This is a genomic window from Echinicola sediminis, from assembly GCF_054777495.1.
Map to the genome: position 1 here is coordinate 24,776 of NZ_BAAHAP010000031.1, position 24,197 is coordinate 48,972.

Consider the following 24,197-nt stretch of genomic DNA (forward strand, 5'->3'; position numbering starts at 1 on the left):
ACACGATTTGCATCGTTATTCAAAGCCTACAGCCTTATTTCCAAACGGTAGCTCCCAGCCGATACCCGGTAGGTCTCTTTATTGGCTCGGGCATCTACATCGATTTTTTCCAGCCCTTTTTGCGTCCTTACTTGAACTCCTTTGGGAAGCAGCAAGGTGGCAGTGGAATTTGCAGGAAGCTGAATATCATAGGCAATCTTATTTTTTCCCTCTTTTTTCCATGAAGAAACGATCTGACCGTAGGGGCTCTCATGGGATGCCTTAAAGTTTTCCAAACCATCTACAAAATGAGGTTCCAACAGCACATGCTTAAACCCTGGCTGGGCAGGATCCGGCTTGATTCCTCCCAAAGCTTTGTAAATCCATGCCCCAATCTCCCCAAACATAATATGGTTCATGGAAATATCACTTTTGGCGTCTATTTTCCAGTTTTCATACAAAGTGGTGGCCCCATTGACAATCCACCAGCCCCAGGAAGGGTAGGTTTCCTGGGCAGCGATCCTGTAAGCAGCATCTGCATAGCCGTTCTCGCTCAACGCATTGAGAATAGCTTTGGTCCCCAGCAAACCTACATCCAAATGGAATCCATCTTCCTCCACCCTTTTGGCTAAATTTGCCGCTACCTTTGACCTCAAATCTTCCGGTACCAAGTCCCATTGAAGGGCAACGCTAAGCTCGGTCTGCAATCCGCTTCCATAGATGCCTGTTTCTGGATCAAGGTACTTTTGGTTGATAGCCTCTTTTATTTTATCCGCCAACTGGGCATACTTTTGATGGTCTTTTTCATTTCCAAGCAAAGCTGCGGTTTTGGCCAAAATCCTTGCATCCACACAATAATAAGCCGAAGAGGTGTATTCCACAGGTGACTGGGACTTGACCGGCACCCAGTCACCCAGGCCCCAAGAAGTCAATCCATCGGGACTGATCTCGGTAATATGGTCCACATATTTTTTCATGGCCTCATAATTCTCCTCCAAAATCCGCTGATCCCCATAAAACAGATATACATTCCACGGAATGATGCAAATGGTACTGGTCCAGTCCGGCCCATTGGCCCATTCATAGCCCCAGCCTGAAGTGGGAATGATTGCCGGCAAGACCCCATTGGGCTGCTGCTCATCCCTGTGGTCATCCAGCCACTTTTCATATACCTTGATTCCTTCATAAGAGTACAGGCCGGTTTCAATGGCAATGTGCCCATCCCCTGTCCAACCGTTCTTTTCCCTTTGGGGACAATCTGTCGGATAACCAAACAGGTTGGACAAATAGGAATTGTTGGTTGCCTCCCAAATTCCATTTAATGTGGGATTGCTACTGCTTATCTGCCCCACTTTCGGCACATCACTGTACATAAAATGTCCCTTCAAACTTTCTTTGCTTAGGTTTACCTGATGACTGGCGGTAACCTCCACATATTGAAATCCCTTATAATTGAATTTGGCCTTGAAAGTCTCCTCCCCTGAACCTTTTAATATAAAAATATCCGTCTGAAAGGGATCTGTATCATCCGTGGGACGATAGTGTACGTCTATATTCGACATGTCCACCCGTCCATTTGCGGCCAGCCTTTCTCCATGCTTGAGCCTTAGGACCGTCCCCTCTTTCCCGCTGACTTTGATCTCACTAACACCTGAAATATTCCTGCCCAGATCAAAAACGAAAGTGGTGTCGTTGATCTTTTCCATGTCCTTTGCGGGTAGTTCTTCATTGTACCGAATGGGAGGCATGACCTGCGCCACAATCTTATCGGCCGGTGCAGAGCGGTAAACAATATCTTTCCATTCGCTTTCATCAAAGCCAGGTTTGTCCCAACCTGCTTGCTCCAGTCTGGCATCGTAATGCTCTGCGGTATAAATACTGTTAAATATTACAGGGCTCAAGGCCGTTTTCCATCCCTTCCCTGTACTGACGGTCTCCTCGGAACCATCTTCATAGCTGATTTTCACATCCATGCAAAAAGCGGGGCGGTTTCGCCAGGGAGCCTGATGGAAGTACCATACCGCGGTGGACTGGTGATTATACCATCCATTCCCTAGCAGCACCCCTATGGCATTTTCTCCTTCCTGAAGAGCCTCCGTCACATCATGGGTAACGTACAGTACCCTCCTGTCAAATCGCGTATAAGCGGGATCCAAGACATGGTTCCCTATCCGCTGGCCATTAATGCTCAGCTCATACAGCCCTGCCACTGCAATATATGCCCTGGCCTTTTTAACCTTTTTGGAAGTGCTGAACTGCTTTCTAAAATAAGGTGCGGGCTTTTGATCCACGTCCATCCCATCACTGACCCAAGCTCCCTGCCAGTTGCTTTCATCCATCATGCCTGTCTCAAAAGTGGACCAAGAGGATTCCCCAAGGCTGTCCCCCTCTTTATCCCAGACTTCCACACTCCAATAATAGCTGGTAAAAGGTTTCAACGGATTCCCCTTATACGCTACCAATTGATCGGCCGTCTGGATTTTGCCGGAATCCCAAACCAGGTTTTTTCCAGCCTTTAGCTCGTCCGGATGGGCTGCCACCTTGATCCTGTAGGCACTTTGGATGGCTCCAATACGTTCATCGTCCATCTGCCAGTTAAGCCGGGGCCTTTCGGTATCCAAGCCAATTGGATCCACAAGGTATTCGGTTTTAAGTGCTTTTTGCGGAAACACAGCTGTGCAGGTCAAGAACATTAAAAAAAGGGTAAGGGTGACTTTGGGCAAAATCCTCATGGTTTATGAATTGAGTAATTGAAAGATTGAAATATTATAAAATTGTAAAAACCTATGCGCCGCGGCACATTGCAACATTGAACTTCTGGTAACTCACTAACCCTTGACGACCGTCACAGGGATACATCCCTAGGTAAAACCGTGTACTTTGTACATAATACATTGTACTTGGTACTAAACACACACTACTCCCGCACAACTGCCTACTTCGCACTTCGTACTTTGTACAAAATACTTTGTACTTGATACTTCCTACTTCATACTAATTATACTCCTCGTACCAACAACTTGCCGCCCCTATCAAAGCCGATTGCTCCCCAAGCGTACTCTTCTTAATCTTCACCTTTTCAAACTGCCTGTAAACCTTCTTCTCCGTTTCAGCTAAAAAAAGGTCTGAGGAATGCGCAATGCTGCCTCCCAACACCACTATTTCCGGTTTTTCCTCCGAAATAAACGTTTCTAGAAAATCTCCTAGGTTCCTTCCAAACTCCTTAAAAAGCGCTTGCACCCAAGCCTGTTCCTTTATTTCCACTAGCTCCTTCACCCCTTTGAGCACTTCACCGGTTCTTTCTTTGTATTGTTTGATAAACCATCTGGTGGAAAAATATTCTTCCACGATGCTCTCCCCGAAAGCATCCCCCCACCGTGCCGCGTCATGAGCTTCTGTTCCGTGGTAATAGGCAGTACCGGCCCCCGTGCCTAAGGTGATACCAATGGCGCTTTTATACCCTTTGGCTATCCCGGCAAATATTTCTCCCTGCAAAAAGCTGGCAGCATCATTTTTAAACCTAATCTGAACAGGTTTGATACCTAGTGCTTCAGCCAAGAGTTTCTTTACATTTTTACCGTGGAGTGCCTCATATTTATCCTGGGTACTATCAATCCATGAAATCCCCGCATCATAATCAAAGGGACCCGGCATGGCGATTCCTATCCTCACCGCAGAAAGATCATTACCAAATAACGGGGCCATGGCCCCTGCCCAAGAGGCTATAATCTCTTCGACCGTCCCTTTGGAATTGACCGCTCGTCGTACCAATCTATTTTGCTCCACGATTCGGGCCTCCATATCCACGGCTCCAACTGTAATGTGGGAACCTCCAACGTCTACCCCTAATACCTTATTAGACTCCATCTGCTGCTGCTTGATCTATTCTGTTAACAGTTCTATTTCTCCACCTGTTTTAAAAAGCTCATGGGGAATATAATATCCCTCCATCAATTTACCATTGACCTTAACGTTTTTCAATCCCCGTCCTTTGGAGGGATTTTTAATGCTGATGGATTTTCCTTCAGCAGTCTTCCAGTTCACTTCATCAAATACAGGCACGGTCACCAAATACTCAGGATCAGCAGGGCTCAACGGATAAAGCCCCAAAGCGGTCCAGGTATACCAGGAGGACATTTCTCCAGCATCATCCATACCCGAAAGGGCCAGGCCATGTTCACCAATGCCAAAATAATCTTTCAACAATCTATCAATTATTTCCTGGGATTTATGGGGTTTGTTCACAAAATAGTATGAAAACGGCGCTTCATGATCTGGTTGGTTGCCCTGGCAATATTGCCCCATAAAACCGGAAACATTTCTGGCAATATATTCTGGATTCCATGGCTTGGTAAACAAGGAATCCAATTTCTGCTCAAAGGCTTCTTTGCCCCCGTACAACTCCACCAAGCCGGGCATATCATGGGGAACATAAAAGGACAACTGCCAGGCATTGGCTTCCCGATACATGTATTCATAATAAGGATATTCCGGATTGAACGGGCTTATCCAATCCCCATTTTCCCATCTTCCCCTCATAAAATTGACCGAGGGGTCGAATACATTCCGATAATTTTGTCCCCTTTTTATCAGGTCCTGATAATGCTTCTCGTCGCCCATTTCCTTTGCAAACTGGGCCAAAGAGTAATCATCATAAGCAAACTCCAAGGTCTTGGAAACGCCTGCTTTGGCTTTTGTCTCCACATGTGGATTTTCCACCTTTGGATCTGAAATATAACCTTTTTCCATGTATTCTTTAATGTACGGGCGGGTACCGCCCTCCTTATAGGCATTGTTGAGCAGGTATTCATAAGCCTTATCTACATCAAAATCCACAATCCCTCTACGGTAAGAACCCGTTATAAACGGTGCAGCATGGTCTCCATGGAAAAAAGTAGGAATAAATCCGCTTTCCTCACCCCTGACTACCAATGATTGAATCACATCAGCCGTCACTTCCGGTGCTACCAGGGCCATCAGCACCACCTTGTTGCGATAAGTATCCCAGAGGGAAGGCAGGGTATAAAACCGAAAATCCTCCTTTCGGACCTTTCCGGTTTGATCGGTAAATTCACCGTTTACATCACTTCGCAGCGCAGGCCACAAAAATGAACGGTAAAAAGAAGAATAAAAAAGTTCTTTTTCCTTCTTCGTGCCCCCTTTGACCGTAATATGGGACAGCAATTCATTCCAGGTATCCACTGCTTCTTGATGCACCTGTTCAAAGGATTTGTCCCCCACTTCCTTTTCCAGGTTATCCTTGGCATTGGCCACACTTACATACGATAGCCCAATTTGCAAGACGATTGGGCTATCCTCGCCATCCTTGATATCCACGATGACATAGCCCTCCCGCTCACCTTCCTCCACTACATTGACCGTTTCTATATCCTGGTTCAGCTTGACATAAAAGTGTACTTTGTCTCCACCTACACGCTGAAATCCCTCCAGTTCCCGAGCCGAGGGATTGGAAATTTTCCAGTCCGAAACACCATTATTGGCTTTGCCCAGATCAAAGAGGACAGCCCTGTCTTCCGCATTTTCAAAGCGATATTCATGCACCCCCGCTCTCAGGGTACTGGTCAACTTGACATGGACTTGGTAATCTTGCAGGTAAACCTCATAATAACCCGGAGAGGCTTTTTCTTGCTCATGGCTGAATGTCGACTTAAATGGCTTTTCTGATGACCGTTTCATCGGAAGGATAGGAATATTACAGAGATTCCAATGGCCTTTGTTGGTATGGGTAAAGCCAATGATTTCAGTATCCTCGTATTCATAGCCTGCTCCGGAACCAAATTCGGTGATGGGACTGAGCTGTACCATGGCATTGGGAAGAGAACTGCCCGGGTAGGTCAATCCTGCCCAAACCCTCCATCCCTCGGGGGGAGTATAGCCGATCTGGGAAGGATCCGTCAAGGGTGCAGTACCGATAAAGGGATTGACGAATTGGGTAAGTCCGGCTTCATTTTCTTGGGCCTTGGCGCAGCCAAAAAGACACAAAGTTGCCGAGATGATGGAAATTAGGGACAAAAATCGCATGGTATCGGGTTATTTAATAGGTTTATAGGTAGTCTTGAGTAGGAAGTATTGAGTATTTGGTATTTAGTATGGGTTACTGAGCTGTAGTTCAGTAATCACAGGAAATCTTTCACTATCGATAGTATATCTTAGTTGTCCCGTCATCCCACATAGCTATCGGGATGCGGAAAAACTAAGTTGAGCTTGCCTGATTCAAGAAGGCCTGCCTGAGTCGGGGCAAGCCTGAGACACAATATTAATCTTTGCTGTCCCGTCATCCCGCATAGCTATCGGGATGCAGGACTGGTAAATTTGCGCCTCAGGCTCAAACCTTTCTGCCAATAGTATAAACTCCCTTTATTTATTACGCCAACAAATGTGGCTTTTCCTTGTAGAGTCTAAAGATCAACTCACCAAACAGGGTATTCGCCCAAGCAAACCAGCTTCGGGTAAAATTGTCCGGATCATCCTTGTGGAAACCTTCATGCATAAAACCTGTTCCGGCATGAGTGTTCTTTATCCATTCCAAACATTGCTTGATCTCCTGATCTTCCCTTGCCGTCATGGCCTGCAGGGTGATGCTCATGTGCCAGATATAGTCCATTCCCACATGGGGACCCCCGATTCCTTTGGCGGCTTTGCCGGAAAAGAAGTAAGGATTATCCTCGCTCAGGACAAAATTCCGGGTATTTTGGTAAATCGGATCATCGATATCCAAACAGCCCAGATAGCCCATACTCAGCAGAGAAGGCACATTGGAATCATCCATAAAGAGCTTATTACCATAACCGTCCACCTCGAAGGCATAGATCTTTCCATGGTCCAGGTGTTCTGCTACGGCGTATTTTTGGATGGCAGCTTCCACTTCATTGGCCAAATCCTCACATTCCCTTGCTGAAAGGGTATCCTTTTTCACTTCTTTATAAATGGTGGCCAATTGCCTCAATGACTGAACCGCAAAGAGGTTGGAAGGAATCAGGAAGGGATAAATGGTCGCATCATCGGAGGGTCTAAAGGCAGAACAGATAAGCCCTACCGGTTTCACAGGATTACCGTATCCATCTCCGGAAAGTGTATCTGTGGCGCGTGAAGTGGTTCTCTGGAAATGATATGGCCCATTGCCTTCTTTTCTTTGTTGCTCTTTGAAGGTCCTCAGCACCAATTTCATGGCTTTTTCCCAGCGGTCATCAAAAACCGAAGTATCGCCGGTTTCTTGCCAGTAACCATTGGCCAGACGGACGGCATAGCAAAGAGAATCAATCTCCCACTTGCGCTCGTGCAGCTCTGGCTTCATATCGGTATGGTCGCTTTGCCACTCCCCATCTTCCGGCCCATTATTAAAAGCATTGGCGTAAGGATCAATGATAATGCATTCATTGTGTCTGTGGATCACCCCTTGGATAAGCTTTTTAAGCTTTTTGTCCTTATTGACCAACGCCACATAAGGCCACACTTGGGCCGACGAATCCCGTAACCACATGGCATGAATATCGCCGGTGATGACAAAGGTGTCAGGCTTTCCATTCTTCTCCGAATACTCCACTGTAGTATCCAAAGTGTTGGGAAAACAGTTTTCAAACAACCAGGCCAATTCCTGGTCCTTGATATTCTTTTTGATTTCCTTGATGGTCTCCTCCACGGCCTTGCTGGAAAAGTTCCGAACATCAGTCGCTGGACGATTGCTTGCTTTTATTGCTGTGTTGCCTGCATAGGAAACAGCTGGCCCCATAGCCATTCCTAAAGTGGCTACAGCTCCGGTCTTGATAAAATCCCTTCTGATCATAGTTATCGTTCAAATTCAGTCAAGTATTGGAAAAACACACGTCTCCAACACTTTACTTAAACAGTAATATTTTCGTAATTTAATCGATTTAGCTTAACTAAACAAGCTAATTCAAATTTGCTACATTCCACCTACAGATGTCGAGCTCTCCTAGATGTCTTTCTAACGGCTCTTGAGAAACCCTGCTCAATCAAAACAGTTTATTCCAAAATGCCTTTTTCCTGTAACAATGCCGCTGCCTCCATCAGCATCAGGCCAGAAAGCTGGGTCGAAAGATCCGTTTTATCCCCTGGCAGCTGCCGCCAGTTTGGGCCGCAAAGCATATCCGGTCGACGCAGGCCGCTGGTATAAAGGGTTTCTACATTGAAGCGGAAAAAATTCACCATATCCCCCCTATCACCATCGGAAATGGCCGGTTCCTGAATCAGCTCAGTGAAGTAACGGACAAAGATCCCTTTGAACAGGCCTCCATCCCCTTGCCCCTCATTTTTCAAAATACCATCTGTAGCCAGTTCGGACCTGTTCATAGCTGATTTAGCTGTTTGAAGTGCATCAGCCAAATAACCACTTTCTCCGGTGATCTGGAACAAACGGAGCCCGGATCCGATCCAGGTTCCTGCATTATAAGTAAAGATCCAATCCTTTTTGACTGTTGGTGTTCCTTCCTGTAGTTCAATATGATCCCACACCAAACCGGTTTGGGGATCCACCAAAGTGGCTTTTTGCCATTCGTAAAGGTCCTTTGCCCAGTTCAGGTACTTTTCATCTTGGGTGACATGGTACAACCTGGTGGCCAAAACGATCGTGGGACCATTGGAAACAGCGTTTTTAAGATTGGGGGTGTCCTTTTTCCAGGTAATACCTCCACCAAATACTTCGCTGTAACTTTCCAGGATATCCTCCCAAAGAAACTCTGCCACTTCCAGGTATTGTGCATCATCGGTAGCATTGTATGCCCGGACACAGGCATTGCCCAACCAAAGCATATCATCGTTGAAGACATTCGAATAGGTCCCTCCATTCCTGGATTTGATGCCATGCAGGAGCTTTTTCATCTTATCCAGATAGGCCCCGTTTCCTGTTCGGCCGTAGGCATCCACATAGACATGCAGGGCATGGGCGTTGGGCCAATAGTTCCCATATGCTCCCCCGGGATTAAAGTTGAATGTGCCATCTTGGGCGATGTACAGTGAATAGGTACTGTTTTGCATGGAGTCAGCCGTGGCGGCATAATCGTATTGCACTTCCTCCGTTTGTTCAAAATCTTTACGCAAAGGGCCCAAATCACTGTCGATACACGAGGACAATGCCCCGCTTATCGCCAAAATGGATAAGGCTATTTTATAGGTTTTCATTTCTTTCTCTTTTGGTCAATTACTATTTGTATTCCCTGTTTATTCAGTAGTTGTAAGCTGTCATGATGAGAAATCAACATTTTCTCAAATAGTAAGGATAGGGATGTCATTTGAGATTTCTCTTCGTCATTGCTATCCCGATGGGCCAGGAGAAGCCCGCCTCCCAGAGGGCAGGCAATCTCCTTTAATGAAAAAGGGACTGTCATGTCCTACCTCTCGCAGTGACGTTTCCTGTTGATGGTAGGAGGGACAGCCTGTCCCGATGGTTATCAGGAACGAAGCAGTCTAGGCTATGACAACCGAGATTGCTTCATTCCGCTAAAGCCTCATATGCAATGAGGGTTTGCTTGACTGCCCTCCACTCCTTATTCCACGGTCACGGAATGCGTGTAATTGGAGACCTCCGCATTGAAAATGATCTGTATATCGGCCGCTGCATTGTCCACCTCTGTGGCAAATTTGAAGCAGTTGTTCCAACGGTCATTCGTGACAGGCACCATGTACCAATACGCCGGGCCGGTGGACTCATTGGGACGTTGGTTGTCACCATTGGTGCTGCCAAACCACTCTTCCGAGCCATTGCCATCCGCATCGGTCACCATGAAACGGAATTTATACCTTTCATCCCTACCCCAGCCTTCTTGCTTGAAGACCACCGGAAAATCCTCTACTTCCCAGGTGCCATTGGCAGCATAAGCTAGTTCTGTAATAAATGCGCCATCCGGTGCGAACCAAAGTTCCACATTCCCGATCTCACTGATTTCGGTAGTACCGTTGGAAAAATCCACCCTGATGCGGTACACTTTTTCCTCCCCGGTATAGGCTGTTTCTCCTTCAGCTTTCAGTTTTTCTCCGTCGATATAATAGGTGCCCGGTTCGCCGGCATTTCTCTCTGCGAAGAAGTAGGATCCTTCGTTCAATGAAGTATAAACTTCAAATGTGTTGGCGCTGGTCTTCTTCATCAAAATGGCATTGGAAAGATCCTCTCCGGCCTCTGTGGCCGAACCGGTAAGGTATAATTCATCCGGGGCAGGAAAACCAGCAGGTCTTTCCACCTCGATGGTTCTGATATCCACAATTTCCTGCACATTGATTCCTTTGGAAGACTGTACCGACCATTGGAGTTTGCCCACACCTTCAGGCTGTATACCTGCCATTTCCGCAATTCTGTTCAACTCAGAAAATGGCAAGGTGAGGGTCCTTTGCATTCCCCTGCCATCTGAAGGCATGATAAACAAAGGATCAGAAAAATCGCCTCCCTCTTCATCAAAAACCACATCATATAGGACTACCCCATTGTCTGCGGCCTTTGCGGCTTCCCACTCGAATATCGCAGCACTCTGAGCCCCCAGATTCATGTAGGCATTGTTTTCCGGAGCATATAAACTCTGTACAGGTGTCACCGTTGTATGCACCTCAGTATCTTCCTGACATCCCCAAACGGTCATCAGTGCCATCAAAAATGAAAGGAGTTTAAAACTTATATTTTTCATTGTTATTGTTGTTTTCAGGTTATTGTTCAGGTTTATTCCCATCCGGGATTTTGGCTTAGGTTAGGGTTTTGGTTGCGTTCATCCCTTGGAATTGGCCACAGGTAATGTTTAGAAGGGTCAAAAGACCTCAAATTGACCCGCAAATAGCCATTGTCTTCGGAAGGAGGTCCAAACTGTGCACCATGTGCCCACCCATTAAGTACCTCTTCTGCAATGCGCCATCTTCGGATATCAAACACCCTCAAGCCTTCCATGGCCAGTTCCACCCTGCGTTCATTTCGGATCACATCACGCCATCCACTTTGTCCCAGGTCAGCGTCAAAATCCAATGCCGCGGAAGCTTCAAAGCCTGCTCTTTCACGGATAGCACGGATCGTCTCGTCCCAAGCGGTTTGATCCATTTGGTTCAACTCATTTTTAGCCTCAGCATACATCAACAATACCTCTGCGTACCTGAACAGCATCAGGTTTAGCCCGGAGGCAAATTGGGTAATGCGGGAAGGGTCAAAGTACTTCCGCGTATAATAGCCGGTCGTGGTGGAAGAAGACCCGGGCACGTATTCATCCGGAGCAGAAGGATCAGGATCTGTCCCTGGTCGGATATAGATCGTATGTGTTTGGCCATTGTCCTCCCACTCGTAGAGGTGATGGACAATCGTGGCTTTTAGCCTTGGATCACGACGAACATAAGGTTTGTCCTCGTCATAACCGGATGATGGATCATGGATCGGCAAACCATTTTCCATCAAATAGCTGTCCACCAGCTCCTGAGTAGGCGCCAATGCATTTAGCCTTGCCCCTGCCGATAAAGGAGCCATGTCAAAAAACTGTCCCCAAGTGCGGAACTGTGGCACATACTGCAAGCTGAGGATATCTTCCTGGTTGTATTCATTTTCAGGCATGAACAAACCTTCATAAGACGGGAACAACCCGTAATTGCCATATTCATTGCCAAAAATCAATTCTTCTGTAGAGGCAACCACTTGCTGCCACTGCCCTTCATAAAGATGTACCCTGGCCTTGAGTGCCATGGCTGCTCCACGGGTAATCCTTCCCCTTTCTGATTCGGGCAATTCCTGCTGAGAAGGTAAAATCCCACTGACTTCCTCCAGCTCACCAATAATAAAATCCAGCACTTCGCTTTTTGGGCTTCTGGTTATGGTCTGGGCCTCCTCAATGGTAATATCCCTGTCCAGCAAAGGCACATCGCCAAACCAGGTCATCAATTGAAAATGCTGGTAAGCACGGATAAATCGGGCCTCCCCTTTCATGCGCTCGCGCACAGCTTCATCCATATCCTCCACCTTGTCTATATTTTCCAATAGGATATTACAGGTTTTGATGGCGCCGTAATTATTGTCCCACTGACTCTGCAAACGGCCTAAGGAAGGATCATAAGTCCCGGCGGCAAGTGAAGCCGCTCCGGCATTGTCACCCCGACCATTATACGCATTGTCAGACGCCCCCTCATTATAAAAAAAGCGGTTGCTGTCAAACATCTGCGAATAGGCGGTATTCAGCATGCTTTGCGCTTTGGCCTCTGAAGTCCAGTAGGTCAGGTCTGTAAAGGTGTTTTCTGGAGCCAAGTCCAACTCCTTACAGCCTGTCCAGAGCATCGTACAGCATGCCGATAGAATGATTGTATAGTTACTTAGTTTTTTCATTTTTTGAGGTCATTAAAAGGTGATATCCAATCCAAAACCGTAATACACCATGGTGGGATAAGCCCGGGCACTGTTGGCTCCGCCGCTTCTCATGCTGTTGTCAAATTCCGATAATTCCGGATCCACAAAATCCACCTTGGAAAGGGTAAACAGGTTTTGACCGGAGAGGTAAGCCCTGCAGTTTTGCATGCCCAGCTTTTCAGCCAATCCTCGAGGTAAAGTATACCCCACCTGCACATTTTTTAACCGGAGGTAAGCCCCATCAAATAAGTACATATCAGAGCCTCTTCTAAAATTATTGGTATTGGACTGGCTACCGTTATCCGCCAATCTTGGATAACGGGCGTCCGGATTTTGTGGCGTCCAGTAATCCAATTGATGCTCATACATGGTCATGCCATAATTGAAATGGAAAGGCTCTACCATTTCCCCACGGATCATCATGGTTCTTCTACCCACACCCTGCGCAAAAACATTTAAATCAAAGCCCTTCACCCTGACATTATAGGTCAGCCCAAAGGTCATTCTCGGAAAAGGATTGCCAAAGACGTATTTGTCATCATCGTTGATGATGCCGTTGCCATCTACGTCCACATAGCGGTTGTCCCCAGGCTGTACGTTCAGCCCTTCAGGCTTGGCACCGTTTTCCACTTCGTCAATGTTCTGGAAATAGCCATCCCTTTTCAGACCCACATAGGAATTGAAAGGATACCCCTCTTTCAACAGCACTTGAAGTTCCTCCACTCCGGTAAGCCTTTCTTCTCCCTGAAAATCCAATACTTTGTTTTTGGAGTCGGCCAGATTGAAAGAAAAAGTATGCTCAAACAACTCCCCCCTATGACGGTAAGTCGTGGTGATTTCCCAGCCTTTATTGCCAACTTTTCCACTGTTGAAATCAGGCAGGGAGGTTCCAAACACCCCTGGAACAGCCGGTGGAACCAAAATATCGGATGTAACCTTATCAAAATAATCCAGGCTCAAGGTCAATGCACCGTCCAAAAAGTCTAGATCAGCACCAATATTGAAAGTGGCTGCCCGCTCCCACTGGATATTGGGATTGGCGTAGTTGAAACCTGTCCCTCCGACAGCGGCATTATTAAAGCCATAGGCATTTTGGAAAGTAAAAAAGGTGGTCTGGTATTGGTAATTACCCACATTTTGATTGCCCAACACCCCATAGGAAGTTCTTAACTTTACCTCCCCATAGCGGTCACGATAACTTCTCATAAAGGCCTCTTCCGAAAGTCGGTACCCTAGGGAAGCAGAAGGGAAAAAGCCCCATCTTTTTCCTTCGCGGAACTTGGAAGAACCGTCGTAGCGGAAGCTTAATTCTGCTAGGTATTTTTTGTCATAATCGGATGATACCCGCCCAAAAAGGGAATTCAGACTGTTTTCAGACGAACTTTGATTAGAGTTATATGAGTCTGGATTGATGACCGTTTCGGTTACCGGTGTTCCCAATTCTGGGTCAGTAAAACGCTTGTAAATGGCAATCCCCCTATCACTGTGGTTTTCGTTGGACACTCCTACTAAGGCATTGAGCTGATGAAGCTCCGAAAACACCTTATCGTACTGCATCATCAATTGGGTATTCAAGTCCAGGCCTTTCCGGTTAATGTCATTGGTATTTCGGTCCCCGCCATACACACCTCGTGGATAAAAATTCACTTGCTTGGTCCTTGAATACTGATTATTGGAATACATATTAAACCCAAACACCCCACGCATTTTCAGGTCATTGGTCAATTTGAGTTCACCGCTAATATTACCAAACACATTATCATCGGTGTGTTCTCTGAAGCCACCTTCTTCCAAAATACCCAAGGGGTTAAATTCCTGAAGAATGTCATTGGTCAAAAACCTTCCAGAAGTATCTTTTTGGGTGTAATATAGGGGAACCCTGTTGGCATCCGCCATCAATGTACCACTGGAGTAAGAGTGGTCACTGATCAGTCTTCTGGTATAGGCCAGCCTGGAGTCCAGTTTAAATCTACCAAATTCATTGCTTAAGTTCATTCGGAAATTGTACCTGGAATATCCTTTTTCAGGGCCTACAAAGTTACTTCGCTGGTCGGTATATCCTGCAGAGACAAGGTAGGTGGTATTTTCACTTCCTCCCGACACGGAGAGGTTATGGTTTTGTTGTACCGCATTTTTGAAAATCTCCTTGGCAAACCATTCTGTATCCCCATTTTCCCTGATTTGACGGATTTCTCCCGGGCTGAATACCGCCTCGCTCCTGCCGGCGTTGAAGGCCGATTCATTTCTTAACATGGCATTTTGATAACCATGCACAGGACTGGTAAAGAATTGGGGGGTATTCACCCCTACCAAGCCGTTATAGGTTACTTTGGCCTTGGCGTTCTTCTTTCCTTGCTTGGTCGTGATCAACACTACACCATTATTTGCCCTACTACCATATATCGCTGCACTTCCTGCATCTTTCAGTACCGATACACTTTCTATATCCGATGGGTTGAGCAGGTTGATATCCCCTCCCATAACACCGTCAATTACAATCAAGGGGCTATTATCTCCCAGGGTACTGATCCCCCTAATGTTAAGGTTGATTCCTGCGCCGGGCTCAGAATTCCGCTGCTGGACAATCAGATTGGCAGAAACCCCCTGTAAGGCCTGGCTCATGGTGGCCACGGGCCGTCCTTCCAGTTTCTCTTGACCTACCTGATCCACAGCCCCTACCACACTGAGCTTTTTCTGTGTGCCATATCCTACGACCACCACCTCTTCGAGGGAAGAAGTGCTCATGCTAAGGGTTACATTGATGGTACTCTGTGCCCCTACTACGATTTTTTTGGATTCAAATCCAATATAGGAAAACACCAATGTCGCTCCCTCTGCCACCTCAATGGAGTAGATCCCGTCAATATCCGTTACGGTTCCAAGGCTTGGCTGCCCATCGACAATCACAGAAGCTCCCGGAAGGGGCTCGCCGCTATCGTCCATCACCTGTCCACTGACCCTTATCAGGTCAAGCTTCTCCGGACCTTTGTCCCCCTTTTGGGAACTTGAAGATCGCATAACATGAATCGTCCTGTTGATCTGCTTAAAAGTCAGTTGGGTCTTGGAAGAAATATCCTCCAGTACGGTAAGAAGGGATTGTTTGTCAGCCTTGATACTGACCAGCGGTGTGTTTCTCACCTGGTCCAAGTCGTAAGCGAATCTAAAATCCGTCTTTTGTTCAAGGCTTCTTAAGACCTTTTCTACCGGAGCGTCATCCATGCTGATGCTCACTATGACGCTCTCCAGATCTTTTTGCTGGTTTGCGAAAGCTTCCTGGCCAGCCATCTTCCCTGCCGTAAGCAATACCAGACAGAGAAAACAGCGCCAGAGTAACTTCCTCCTGTAAACGAGTAGTTTTTCTTTCATTATTTTGGGATTAATTTAACTGATGGGTACCGGCACCGATACCCTTTATTTTTGATTGATTTTTACTTTTCGGTCCTTTATCTCATAGTCAAAACCTAGAGAATACTGCATACCTTTAAGTACATTCTCAAGGCTTTCATTCGTAAACTCGCCGCTGTATTTCCCTGAAAAAGCGGTTCCTCCCTCAAAATCAAAGCTTACATTGTACCATCTGGAGAGCCGCTCAAAAACACGTGCATAAGGCTCCTCCTGGAATTTAAGAATCCGCTCTTTCCAACCGATCAGATGATTGTAATCATAAGAGCCCTTCGTAAGCGACTGTTTTTTGGTATCGTAAAAAGTGGCTTCCTCGGGGGTAATCGTGGTAGATACACCATTCTCTGTATCCACTTTGACTTTTCCAGTCACCACTGCCACATGAAATTCAGTATCCTCAGGATAAGCGCTCACGTCAAAAGAAGTTCCCAAAACAGTGGTTTTTAGCTTCCCACTTAGCACCGTAAAAGGTAAATCAGGGTTTTTCACCACTTCAAAAAATGCCTGTCCCAACAGCTCCACCCTTCGCTCTTCATCGAAATTGGAAGGATACCGGATTTCGCTATCAGAATTAAGGGTTATTTCAGAGCCATCCGGCAAACGGACAATTTTCTTCATGCCTTTGGAGGCAGTTTTGGTGATCCAGGTGATTTCAGATGAACGGTTTTCTAAATCCTTCCCAAATTTCAAATAACTAAGCGTCAAAAAACCGAACAGTAACAAGGAGGCGGCTGTAGCGAACCACCACTTAAGCTGAGTAGCCCCGCTTACCTTATTTATCTTCTTAATTTTTTGTTCCTGCTCCCATTTTGAATTGAACAGGATAAGATTGTCCAGCATCCTATTGTAATCCTCATGGCCCATGGAATAGGTATTCTTCCAGACCAAGGTTTTTGAAAGTTCCTTCGCCTTTAGCATCATCTCCTGCTTTTCGGGATGCTTCTTGCTCCATGCACTCCAAAACCTGTCCAGTTCTGTATTAGGGGCTTTTATCCACTTTAAAAAAAGTGGATGCTTCAGAAAATCAGCTTCTGTGTTTGGATCAAAATTCATCGACAATTCAGGTTATTGGAAAGCTTCCTTTGTTCTTATATTCAATAAGAGACAACACCTAGAAATGTGACCCCAGTCAAATCGATTAATTTTTAAAAGATCTGGCTATCCTGGATTTTGCACGTAGCATTAATAGAACAAAATACTTAACAGAAATCCTTCTGATGGCCTTTGGAGCATTCGGTTTTGGGACATTTGATGGAGGCGTTAAGAAAATGAGTTAGCTCGCGAAGTGGACGAGCGAGATCCACTCATTTTTAGTCTACAGCAAATGGTACAAAATCAAATTGAGGCTAACTGTTCGAAATCGAAAACCAATTTGCTCAATTTGAAGAAGGCTCCGTGGCCTAGATTTTTGGTTCTTTTCATCGATGGAAAAGAACAGAAAACAATAAGAACCTTATAAAATTTGGTTACATGTAACATTGCGGATACACATAAAAATAATATTCTTTACGCCCAAAAACTTTCCAAAACCTAATTGATGTTATTCTTTTCAGAAGCAGGTTTTAAACTTCTTTTTCATTAGCCCACAAAGAGAAACAAAACCCTTAAAATATCCTTGTGTTTGTGTAGGCGCAAGTGCAGGCTATCAAGTGCCCTGTACAATAACTTTCTGGCTGATTTTACCTGCGAAAGTTCCATGACATTGGCGATCTCTTTATAGGACAATCCCTCAAAAAAATACAAAGAAAGCACCTCCCGTTGCCTTAGAGGAAGCTGATTACAGGCCTCTTCAAGAATTTTTTTCTGGTCTATGGTAAACATGGTCTGAATGGAATGATAATCAGGGTCAATGCTCATTAAAAATCCCCCTTCCTTTTCAAGCTCTTCCTCACATACCAGTTTTCTCTTCTGCTTCAGAAGACGCAACAGCCTCCTTCTAAAACTACTGAACAAATAATATTTGATAGAATTTGCGGTAGAAATTTTATCCTTGCTCTTTATCAACTGATAAAACACATCTTGAATCGCATCGTTTACCAAATCTTCATGTGATGTAAACTGTCGGCCATAGTTAAATAAATTGTGGGCATAGGCATTAAAAATCTTAGCCAAAGCCAATTCACTGCCCTGCTGAAATTCCCTCCATACGCCGGATTCCTGCTCATGCTGGAGATCGAAGGACTTCTCTGGGTTCAACTTGCTTCCTGAAATTGAAAAATCTTCAACTGATCGGTTAGGTACCATTCGTGGGTTAGGGTTATTGTTAATTGTCTTGATATACAAGCACACCAAGCATCCAGACCTCCCAGGCTATCCAATGGACATCGGATACTTTTAAGTAAACAGGCTAAACTTACAAATTCAATCTACAACTTGCAAATGCTAAACCATTTTAGTTAACTAAAAGAAAGGCTTTACCTTATTCGTGTCAGGACATGGCCCCACGCAAACTTCATTGAATAACGATCCCCAATTGGCAAAACAACGAGTAAGAGCGGATAAAGAGCAATGCGGGTGATTTATGAAAGAAGTCAGTTAAACCAGCACGTCCTATATCAAAATTATTTGTTTCTAGCTTCACTTTTAGTAAATTATAAAAGCACTTTTTTCTAACTCAAATCAGACCCTAATATGGATTTAAGCAACTATCAATGTGCCGGTCTCTTTGATGAAATGTTCCATTCAGATGGCAGCTGTAGGGAGCATTATCATTATATTGAGAAATTGCTCAAAAAGACCCCTCCCAAAAAGCTCAAGCAGTTGCAGTTTTCGGCCAACAAAACGCAGCTGGCCATGGGCATGACCTTCAACGTGTACCATAATGAAGAAGGGCTTGAAAAAATCCTGCATTTGGACATTATTCCCAGGATAATTGCCAACCAGGAATGGCTAAAATTGGAAGCGGGGTTAAAACAGCGGGTAAATGCCCTCAATATGTTTATCCAGGACATCTACAATGAGCAGGAAATCTTAAAGGAGGGCATCGTTCCTAGAGACCTGATCGAAAACAGCAAGGATTTCCTGAAACCCTGCATGGGGCTGACCCCACCCAAAGGGATTTGGTGCCACATTACAGGCACTGACCTTATCCGCGACAAAAACGGGGAGTACTTTGTATTGGAAGACAACCTCCGCTGTCCATCAGGGGTCTCCTATATGCTAGAGAGTCGGGAGATCATCAAAAAAGCCTTTCCCAACATCATCAACAAGGCCGGTGTCATGCCTGTCTCCAATTATCCCACCCGTTTGCTTCAAATGCTCCAGCACCTCTCCGACAGGGAAAAACCTGTAGTGGGTGTTTTGACCCCGGGCATTTATAATTCTGCCTACTTCGAACACTCTTACCTGGCGTTGCAAATGGGCGCTGAGTTGGTTACCGGGCAGGACCTGGTGGTCGAGGACAACAGGGTCTACATGCAGACCACCCAAGGCTATGCTTCTATAGATGTGCTGTATCGGCGAATTGACGATACCTTTTTGGATCCACTTGCCTTCAACCCAGACTCCCTCTTGGGGGTAAAGGGGCTTTTTGATGCCTACAGGGCTGGCAATATCGCCTTAGCCAATGCCCCCGGAACCGGCGTGGCGGACGACAAAGCCGTCTATGCCTATGTACCGGACATCATCCAATACTACCTCAATGAGGCGCCCATCTTAAACAATGTGCCGACCTATCTCTGCAGAAAACCAGAGGAGCGCCAATATGTGCTGGACCATATTAACGAGCTTGTCGTCAAAGAAACCAATGCCGCGGGGGGCTATGGGATGCTTATTGGCCCCAAAGCCACCAAAGAGGAGCATGAAAAATTCAAAAAACTCATCACAGATAATCCCAATAATTATATCGCTCAACCCACCCTTTCTTTGTCCACTGTCCCCACCCTTACAGAAGACAACATCGAGTGCAGACATGTAGACCTGCGTCCCTATGTCCTCTACGGCCAGGAAATCGATGTGGTCCCCGGAGCACTCACCAGAGTGGCCCTCAAAAAGGGATCCTTGGTAGTGAACAGCTCCCAAGGAGGAGGAAGTAAGGATACTTGGGTTTTATATTAAATCATCTACTATGTTAAGTCGCGTTGCAAATTCCATATACTGGCTGGGAAGATACCTGGAAAGGGCTGAAAATTATGCCCGCTTTATTGATGTCAACTTCAACTTGATGCTGGACCTCCCCCCCGGAATGAAGGCCCAATGGGAACCGCTGGTCTTTGCCACCGGAGACCGGGAGCTGTATGCTGAAAAGTTCGATGATTTTGATAAGAGATCGGTCATTCATTTCATGACCTTGGATAGGTCCAATCCCAATTCGATCGTTTCTTCACTTACCTATGCGCGGGAAAATGCCCGGATCATCCGGGAAAACCTCAGCAAAGAAACTTGGGAAAAAATCAATGAGCTGTACCACTTCATCAATAATGCCAGCGAGAGAAAAATCTGGGACAAGAAAGATCCACGAAGCTTTTTTGAACATATAAAGAACCACCTCCAACTACTCTATGGCTTGGCAGACACTACTGTGGCCAGGACGGAAGGATGGTATTTCAGGACCCTTGGCATGTACCTGGAAAGGGCCGACAAAACCAGTAGGATTTTGGACGTCAAGTACCATATGCTGCTCCCCTCCCCCAAGGAAGTGGGCAGCCCCCTGGATCTGTTGCATTGGACGGCATTGCTCAAGTCTGTCTCGGCCTTCAACACCTACCGCAGAATGTATGGAAAAATAGAATCCAGCAGCTTGGTGGAATTCCTCATCTTCAACCGGAGATTTCCACGATCCATTTATTTCTGTCTTAAAGAAGCCGAAGACTGCCTGCACATGATTACCGATTCCGCGACCAACGAATTTAAAAACAACGCGGAAAAAGAAATCGGTGCCCTGCGGTCCAAATTAGGTTTTAGCGACATCAATGACATCATCCAAGCAGGACTGCATGAATCCATCGATGAAATTCAGCAAAAAATAAATATTATTTCATCCGAAATTGAGTTAAATTTCTTTCAGTTAAAACACAGCACTTTTACCCAAAACCAACAATAAAAATGACCTTCTGCCTAGGTATTAAAACAAAACATGGTCTTATTGGCCTCTCCGACACTAGAATAACCTCTGGTAACGAAACCACTACCTCCAAAAAAGTCTATGTGGTCAATAAAAAGAAACATTCCTTTTTCGTAATGACCTCGGGTCTGCGTTCAGTACGCGATAAGGCGATCACCTATTTCACCGAAGTCATCGAACAGCAGGACGATCAGTTCAACAAACTCTATAAGACGGTCAATGAACTGGGCAAACAGATCAAAAGGGTGGCCGTGGAAGACAAACCCGACATCGAGGATTCAGGACTAAATTTCAATCTCCATGCCATCATCGGCGGACAGCTGGAGGACGATTCAGAGCCAAAACTGTACCTGCTTTATCCCCAGGGCAACTGGATAGAAATCCGAAAAGGAACCCCCTTTGTTATTGTCGGCAATACGGGCTTTGGCAATCCCGTGCTCAGGCGTTCCCTGGATTATGATGAAACATTGGACTTTGCCATCAAAAGTGCCTTTCTGGCCTTTGATGCCACCCGGATCTCTGCCAATGATGTGGATTTTCCGATAGACATCGTAATCATGGAAAACAACGAATATTTCATCAAAGAAACCCGCTTTGAACAAAATGAACTGGTGCATATTTCTGATTTTTGGAATAGCCGACTGAAAAAAGCTGTCGCAGAGCTTCCTACAGATGCCCTCAACAAAGCCTTTAAACCCAAAGAAGCTCCGGTTAATGAAAGATGAAAAGAAACTTTTAATCCATCACCACACCTTATACACCTATCAGGAGCAGGTATTTCTAAATCCACATAAAATCCTGCTCAGTCCCTCCAACCGAAGATATTTCCATATACATTCCATCGAGACGGACATCCACCCCGCACCGCTTGGCGTCAATCAAAGATTGGACATGGAAGGCAACCTGTTCCAGCAAGTCTGGTTTGGCATGCCCACCACCCGCTTTGAAATCGACATCAAGCTAGACCTTACAGTCTATCCTATCAACCCTTTTGAATTTATCATAACAGAGAATTTTGAACAACTTAATCCCCATGGAGAACTTATTTTTAACTATTCAGAAGAACAGTTGCCATTTTTGCAACCTTTCCTTCAGCATAGCCCTTCCCCTTTTATCAATGGTTTTGCCAAAGACATCAAACAAGGGAGCAATGGAATCGTGACATTTTTGGTAGAGCTGACCGCCCACCTCCATAGAATCTGTAACTATATTACCCGTGAAGCCCCTGGAATATGGTCTCCTGAAAAGACCTTGTCCGAACAAAGGGGCTCCTGTAGGGACCTTGCCTGGCTGTTGATCAATATACTCCGGGGAGAAGGAATCGCCAGCCGGTTTGTCAGCGGCTATGCCTATAATCCGGAACTGGAAGAAAACCACGAACTGCATGCCTGGGTGGAAGCCTTTTGCCCCGGTGCCGGATGGATCGGCATTGACCCCAGTCTGGGACTACTGACCGATGCCTTTTATATTCCTTTGGCCAGCAGCTACCTGCCCCATCTCACCCTGCCTGTATCGGGCACCTATAGCGGAAACGGCAGCTCCCAATTGAGCAGTTTTGTGGAAATCAAGCCTGTGTAAACCTGCTGCCTTGTGTATAGCTTAACTTTTTCTTAACGGTGTTTTTTGCACAAGCTGCTGTTGCTGTCTATAAATTTGAACTATTCTATACTTCCATGAGCATGGCAACAAGCGACACCGAGCTTTTTGAATCGATGGCCCTGAAAAATGACCAAAGGGCTTTTCAAAAGATTTTCGACCTTTACTGGGAAGAAATGTTCCATCTTGCCCTACAAAAAACCAAAAGTCCCGACTTGGCCCAAGATCTGGCGCAGGAAGTTTTTATCAGCCTCTGGAAATACAAGCATTCCATAGAGATAAAAACGGGCTTAAGAAACTATCTGGCCACCATGGTCAAGTACGGTTTTTTTAAACTTGTCCAGAAAAACAAGCAAAACATAACATCCCTAGAGACCAATACCTACTCAGAGCCTTCCCACGAAGAACACGGCTTTTCCATCATGGAGTTTAACGAGCTTTATGAAAAAATCGAGGTCATTACGGAGACCTTGCCCCCCAGATGTCGGGAGATTTTTATCATGAACAAAGTAAATCACATGTCCGTAGAAGAAATCGCCCAAAATTTCAAAATCTCACACTCCACGGTCAGGAACCAACTATCCAAAGCAAGAGAAATCTTCAAAGATCAACTGGCCGAGGAATTCAGTTTGGTGGCCTTGTTTTTCCTTTACTGCAACTGAGCCCACATTACCCACAAATTACCCTTCACACTTGTTTTCTTAACGATTCGATAAACACTTTCCAATAGACATCATGGCCTTTTCCATACTCTTACTTATGAAAGGCATAAAAAATGGAAATCAATCGATATTGGAATAAACTTATTGGAAAGCTTTTTAATAGCACCATTAATGATGAAGAACTCAAGTCACTCAATCGATGGTATGAGGCTCGGCATTTAGCGCCACCCCAACTATCGACAAAAGATCAGCAGCACATTAAGGAAGCTACTTGGAAAACCATCCAAGCAGAAATACCCTCCAAAGCCCGGAGGGTGGTGCCGATGAACCAAAACAACTTTCCTTGGGCCAGCCTGTCAAAAATTGCCGCTTGTCTCTTGATTGCGGGCTTGATCAGCCTGCACTTTTGGATGCCCAAAGAACACGTCAGTGAAACGGTCAAGATGCTAACCGTCAGCAACCAGCGGGGACAAGTGAGCAGCTTCACCCTGCCTGACAGCTCCAAGATCTGGTTGGGAACAGGTTCCAAACTTTCCTACCCAGAAAAGTTTGGAAAAACCCGATCAGTAACATTATCGGGAGAGGCCTTTTTTGATGTCTACCGGAATCCTCATAAACCCTTCATCATTACTACAGGTGAGCTAAAAACCACTGTTTTGGGCACCTCCTTTAACATCAACGCTTACCCGGGGGAATCCCCCAAAATCTCTGTTTTCACGGGCAAAGTAGAGGTAACGGAAAACGCTTCCAACAAGCACAAAATCCTGCTCACTCAAAACCAGGAAGCCAGCTGGCAAAAAGGCCAGGGTTTTTCATCCATCATTTCCTTTGATAAAGAAGAGGTACTAAAATGGAGAAGTGGGATTTTAAATTTCCAGAATGCCAGTATGGAAGAAGTGGTCCATGAATTCTCCCAATGGTTTGACATTGAATTTAAACTCATCAACCAAGGGGGGAAGGACTGCAGGTTCAGCGGGGAATTTAAAAACACCTCCCTGAAAAATGCCCTGGACATCATCCAATATGCACTGAACATCCACTATACAATAAATGAACATGAAGTAATCATCAACGCAAAAAACTGTCATACACCTTAAGCTAAAAAAAACGAATCCGGGATAAGGGCATATCACCGGATTCAAAAGATGAAATGATTTTT

At 45.6% G+C, this 24,197-nt stretch carries 16 protein-coding genes; 6 read left to right on the plus strand and 10 right to left on the minus strand.

What is annotated here, in order from left to right; translation table 11 throughout:
• Nucleotides 1-26: 26 nt before the first annotated feature.
• From ACYVAA_RS10195 to ACYVAA_RS10240, 10 genes are all read right to left on the minus strand, one after another.
• Nucleotides 27-2,711, minus strand: coding sequence for an alpha-L-rhamnosidase (locus ACYVAA_RS10195; RefSeq protein WP_460541187.1), 2,685 nt, complete (start codon nucleotides 2,709-2,711; stop codon nucleotides 27-29).
• Nucleotides 2,712-2,973: 262 nt separating this feature from the next.
• Nucleotides 2,974-3,846, minus strand: a complete 873-nt coding sequence (locus tag ACYVAA_RS10200) for an ROK family protein (protein WP_460541189.1) — start codon at nucleotides 3,844-3,846, stop codon at nucleotides 2,974-2,976.
• Nucleotides 3,847-3,861: 15 nt separating this feature from the next.
• Complete coding sequence (locus ACYVAA_RS10205; RefSeq protein WP_460541191.1) at nucleotides 3,862-6,021, minus strand: GH92 family glycosyl hydrolase; 2,160 nt, start codon at nucleotides 6,019-6,021, stop codon at nucleotides 3,862-3,864.
• Nucleotides 6,022-6,364: 343 nt separating this feature from the next.
• Nucleotides 6,365-7,783, minus strand: a complete 1,419-nt coding sequence (locus ACYVAA_RS10210) for a glycoside hydrolase family 125 protein (protein WP_460541193.1) — start codon at nucleotides 7,781-7,783, stop codon at nucleotides 6,365-6,367.
• A 200-nt stretch (nucleotides 7,784-7,983) separates the two neighbouring features.
• On the minus strand, nucleotides 7,984-9,138 hold the full coding sequence (locus tag ACYVAA_RS10215) for a glycoside hydrolase family 76 protein (protein WP_460541195.1): 1,155 nt from the start codon (nucleotides 9,136-9,138) through the stop codon (nucleotides 7,984-7,986).
• Between the two features lie 365 nt (nucleotides 9,139-9,503).
• A complete protein-coding gene (locus ACYVAA_RS10220) occupies nucleotides 9,504-10,631 on the minus strand; it encodes a SusE domain-containing protein (RefSeq protein WP_460541197.1) in 1,128 nt (375 codons plus the stop codon).
• 32 nt (nucleotides 10,632-10,663) lie between these two features.
• Entirely contained in the window at nucleotides 10,664-12,295 is a 1,632-nt protein-coding gene (locus ACYVAA_RS10225) for a RagB/SusD family nutrient uptake outer membrane protein (RefSeq protein ID WP_460541199.1), read from the minus strand.
• A 12-nt stretch (nucleotides 12,296-12,307) separates the two neighbouring features.
• Nucleotides 12,308-15,682, minus strand: coding sequence for a SusC/RagA family TonB-linked outer membrane protein (locus tag ACYVAA_RS10230; RefSeq protein ID WP_460541201.1), 3,375 nt, complete (start codon nucleotides 15,680-15,682; stop codon nucleotides 12,308-12,310).
• Between the two features lie 45 nt (nucleotides 15,683-15,727).
• Nucleotides 15,728-16,771, minus strand: coding sequence for a FecR family protein (locus ACYVAA_RS10235; protein ID WP_460541203.1), 1,044 nt, complete (start codon nucleotides 16,769-16,771; stop codon nucleotides 15,728-15,730).
• A gap of 525 nt (nucleotides 16,772-17,296) precedes the next feature.
• On the minus strand, nucleotides 17,297-17,962 hold the full coding sequence (locus ACYVAA_RS10240) for an RNA polymerase sigma factor (protein WP_460541205.1): 666 nt from the start codon (nucleotides 17,960-17,962) through the stop codon (nucleotides 17,297-17,299).
• Nucleotides 17,963-18,349: 387 nt separating this feature from the next.
• Between ACYVAA_RS10240 and ACYVAA_RS10245 the strand changes: the two genes are divergently transcribed.
• The 6 genes from ACYVAA_RS10245 (at nucleotide 18,350) to ACYVAA_RS10270 (ending at nucleotide 24,135) form a co-directional block, all read left to right on the plus strand.
• Nucleotides 18,350-19,774 carry a circularly permuted type 2 ATP-grasp protein gene (locus tag ACYVAA_RS10245; RefSeq protein ID WP_460541208.1) on the plus strand — a complete coding sequence of 475 codons (1,425 nt, stop codon included), beginning with the start codon at nucleotides 18,350-18,352 and terminating at the stop codon, nucleotides 19,772-19,774.
• Nucleotides 19,775-19,784: 10 nt separating this feature from the next.
• Nucleotides 19,785-20,759, plus strand: a complete 975-nt coding sequence (locus ACYVAA_RS10250; protein WP_460541210.1) for an alpha-E domain-containing protein — start codon at nucleotides 19,785-19,787, stop codon at nucleotides 20,757-20,759.
• A 2-nt stretch (nucleotides 20,760-20,761) separates the two neighbouring features.
• Nucleotides 20,762-21,505 (plus strand): peptidase, encoded by a 744-nt coding sequence (locus ACYVAA_RS10255; protein ID WP_460541212.1) that lies wholly within the window; start codon nucleotides 20,762-20,764, stop codon nucleotides 21,503-21,505.
• Nucleotides 21,495-22,358 (plus strand): transglutaminase family protein, encoded by an 864-nt coding sequence (locus ACYVAA_RS10260; RefSeq protein ID WP_460541214.1) that lies wholly within the window; start codon nucleotides 21,495-21,497, stop codon nucleotides 22,356-22,358. The genes ACYVAA_RS10255 and ACYVAA_RS10260 overlap by 11 nt, the downstream gene beginning before the upstream one ends.
• Nucleotides 22,359-22,459: 101 nt before the next feature.
• Nucleotides 22,460-23,038: an RNA polymerase sigma factor gene (locus ACYVAA_RS10265; RefSeq protein ID WP_460541217.1), complete on the plus strand. Its 579-nt coding sequence runs from the start codon at nucleotides 22,460-22,462 to the stop codon at nucleotides 23,036-23,038.
• 113 nt (nucleotides 23,039-23,151) lie between these two features.
• Nucleotides 23,152-24,135, plus strand: a complete 984-nt coding sequence (locus ACYVAA_RS10270) for a FecR family protein (protein WP_460541219.1) — start codon at nucleotides 23,152-23,154, stop codon at nucleotides 24,133-24,135.
• Nucleotides 24,136-24,197 lie beyond the last annotated feature (62 nt).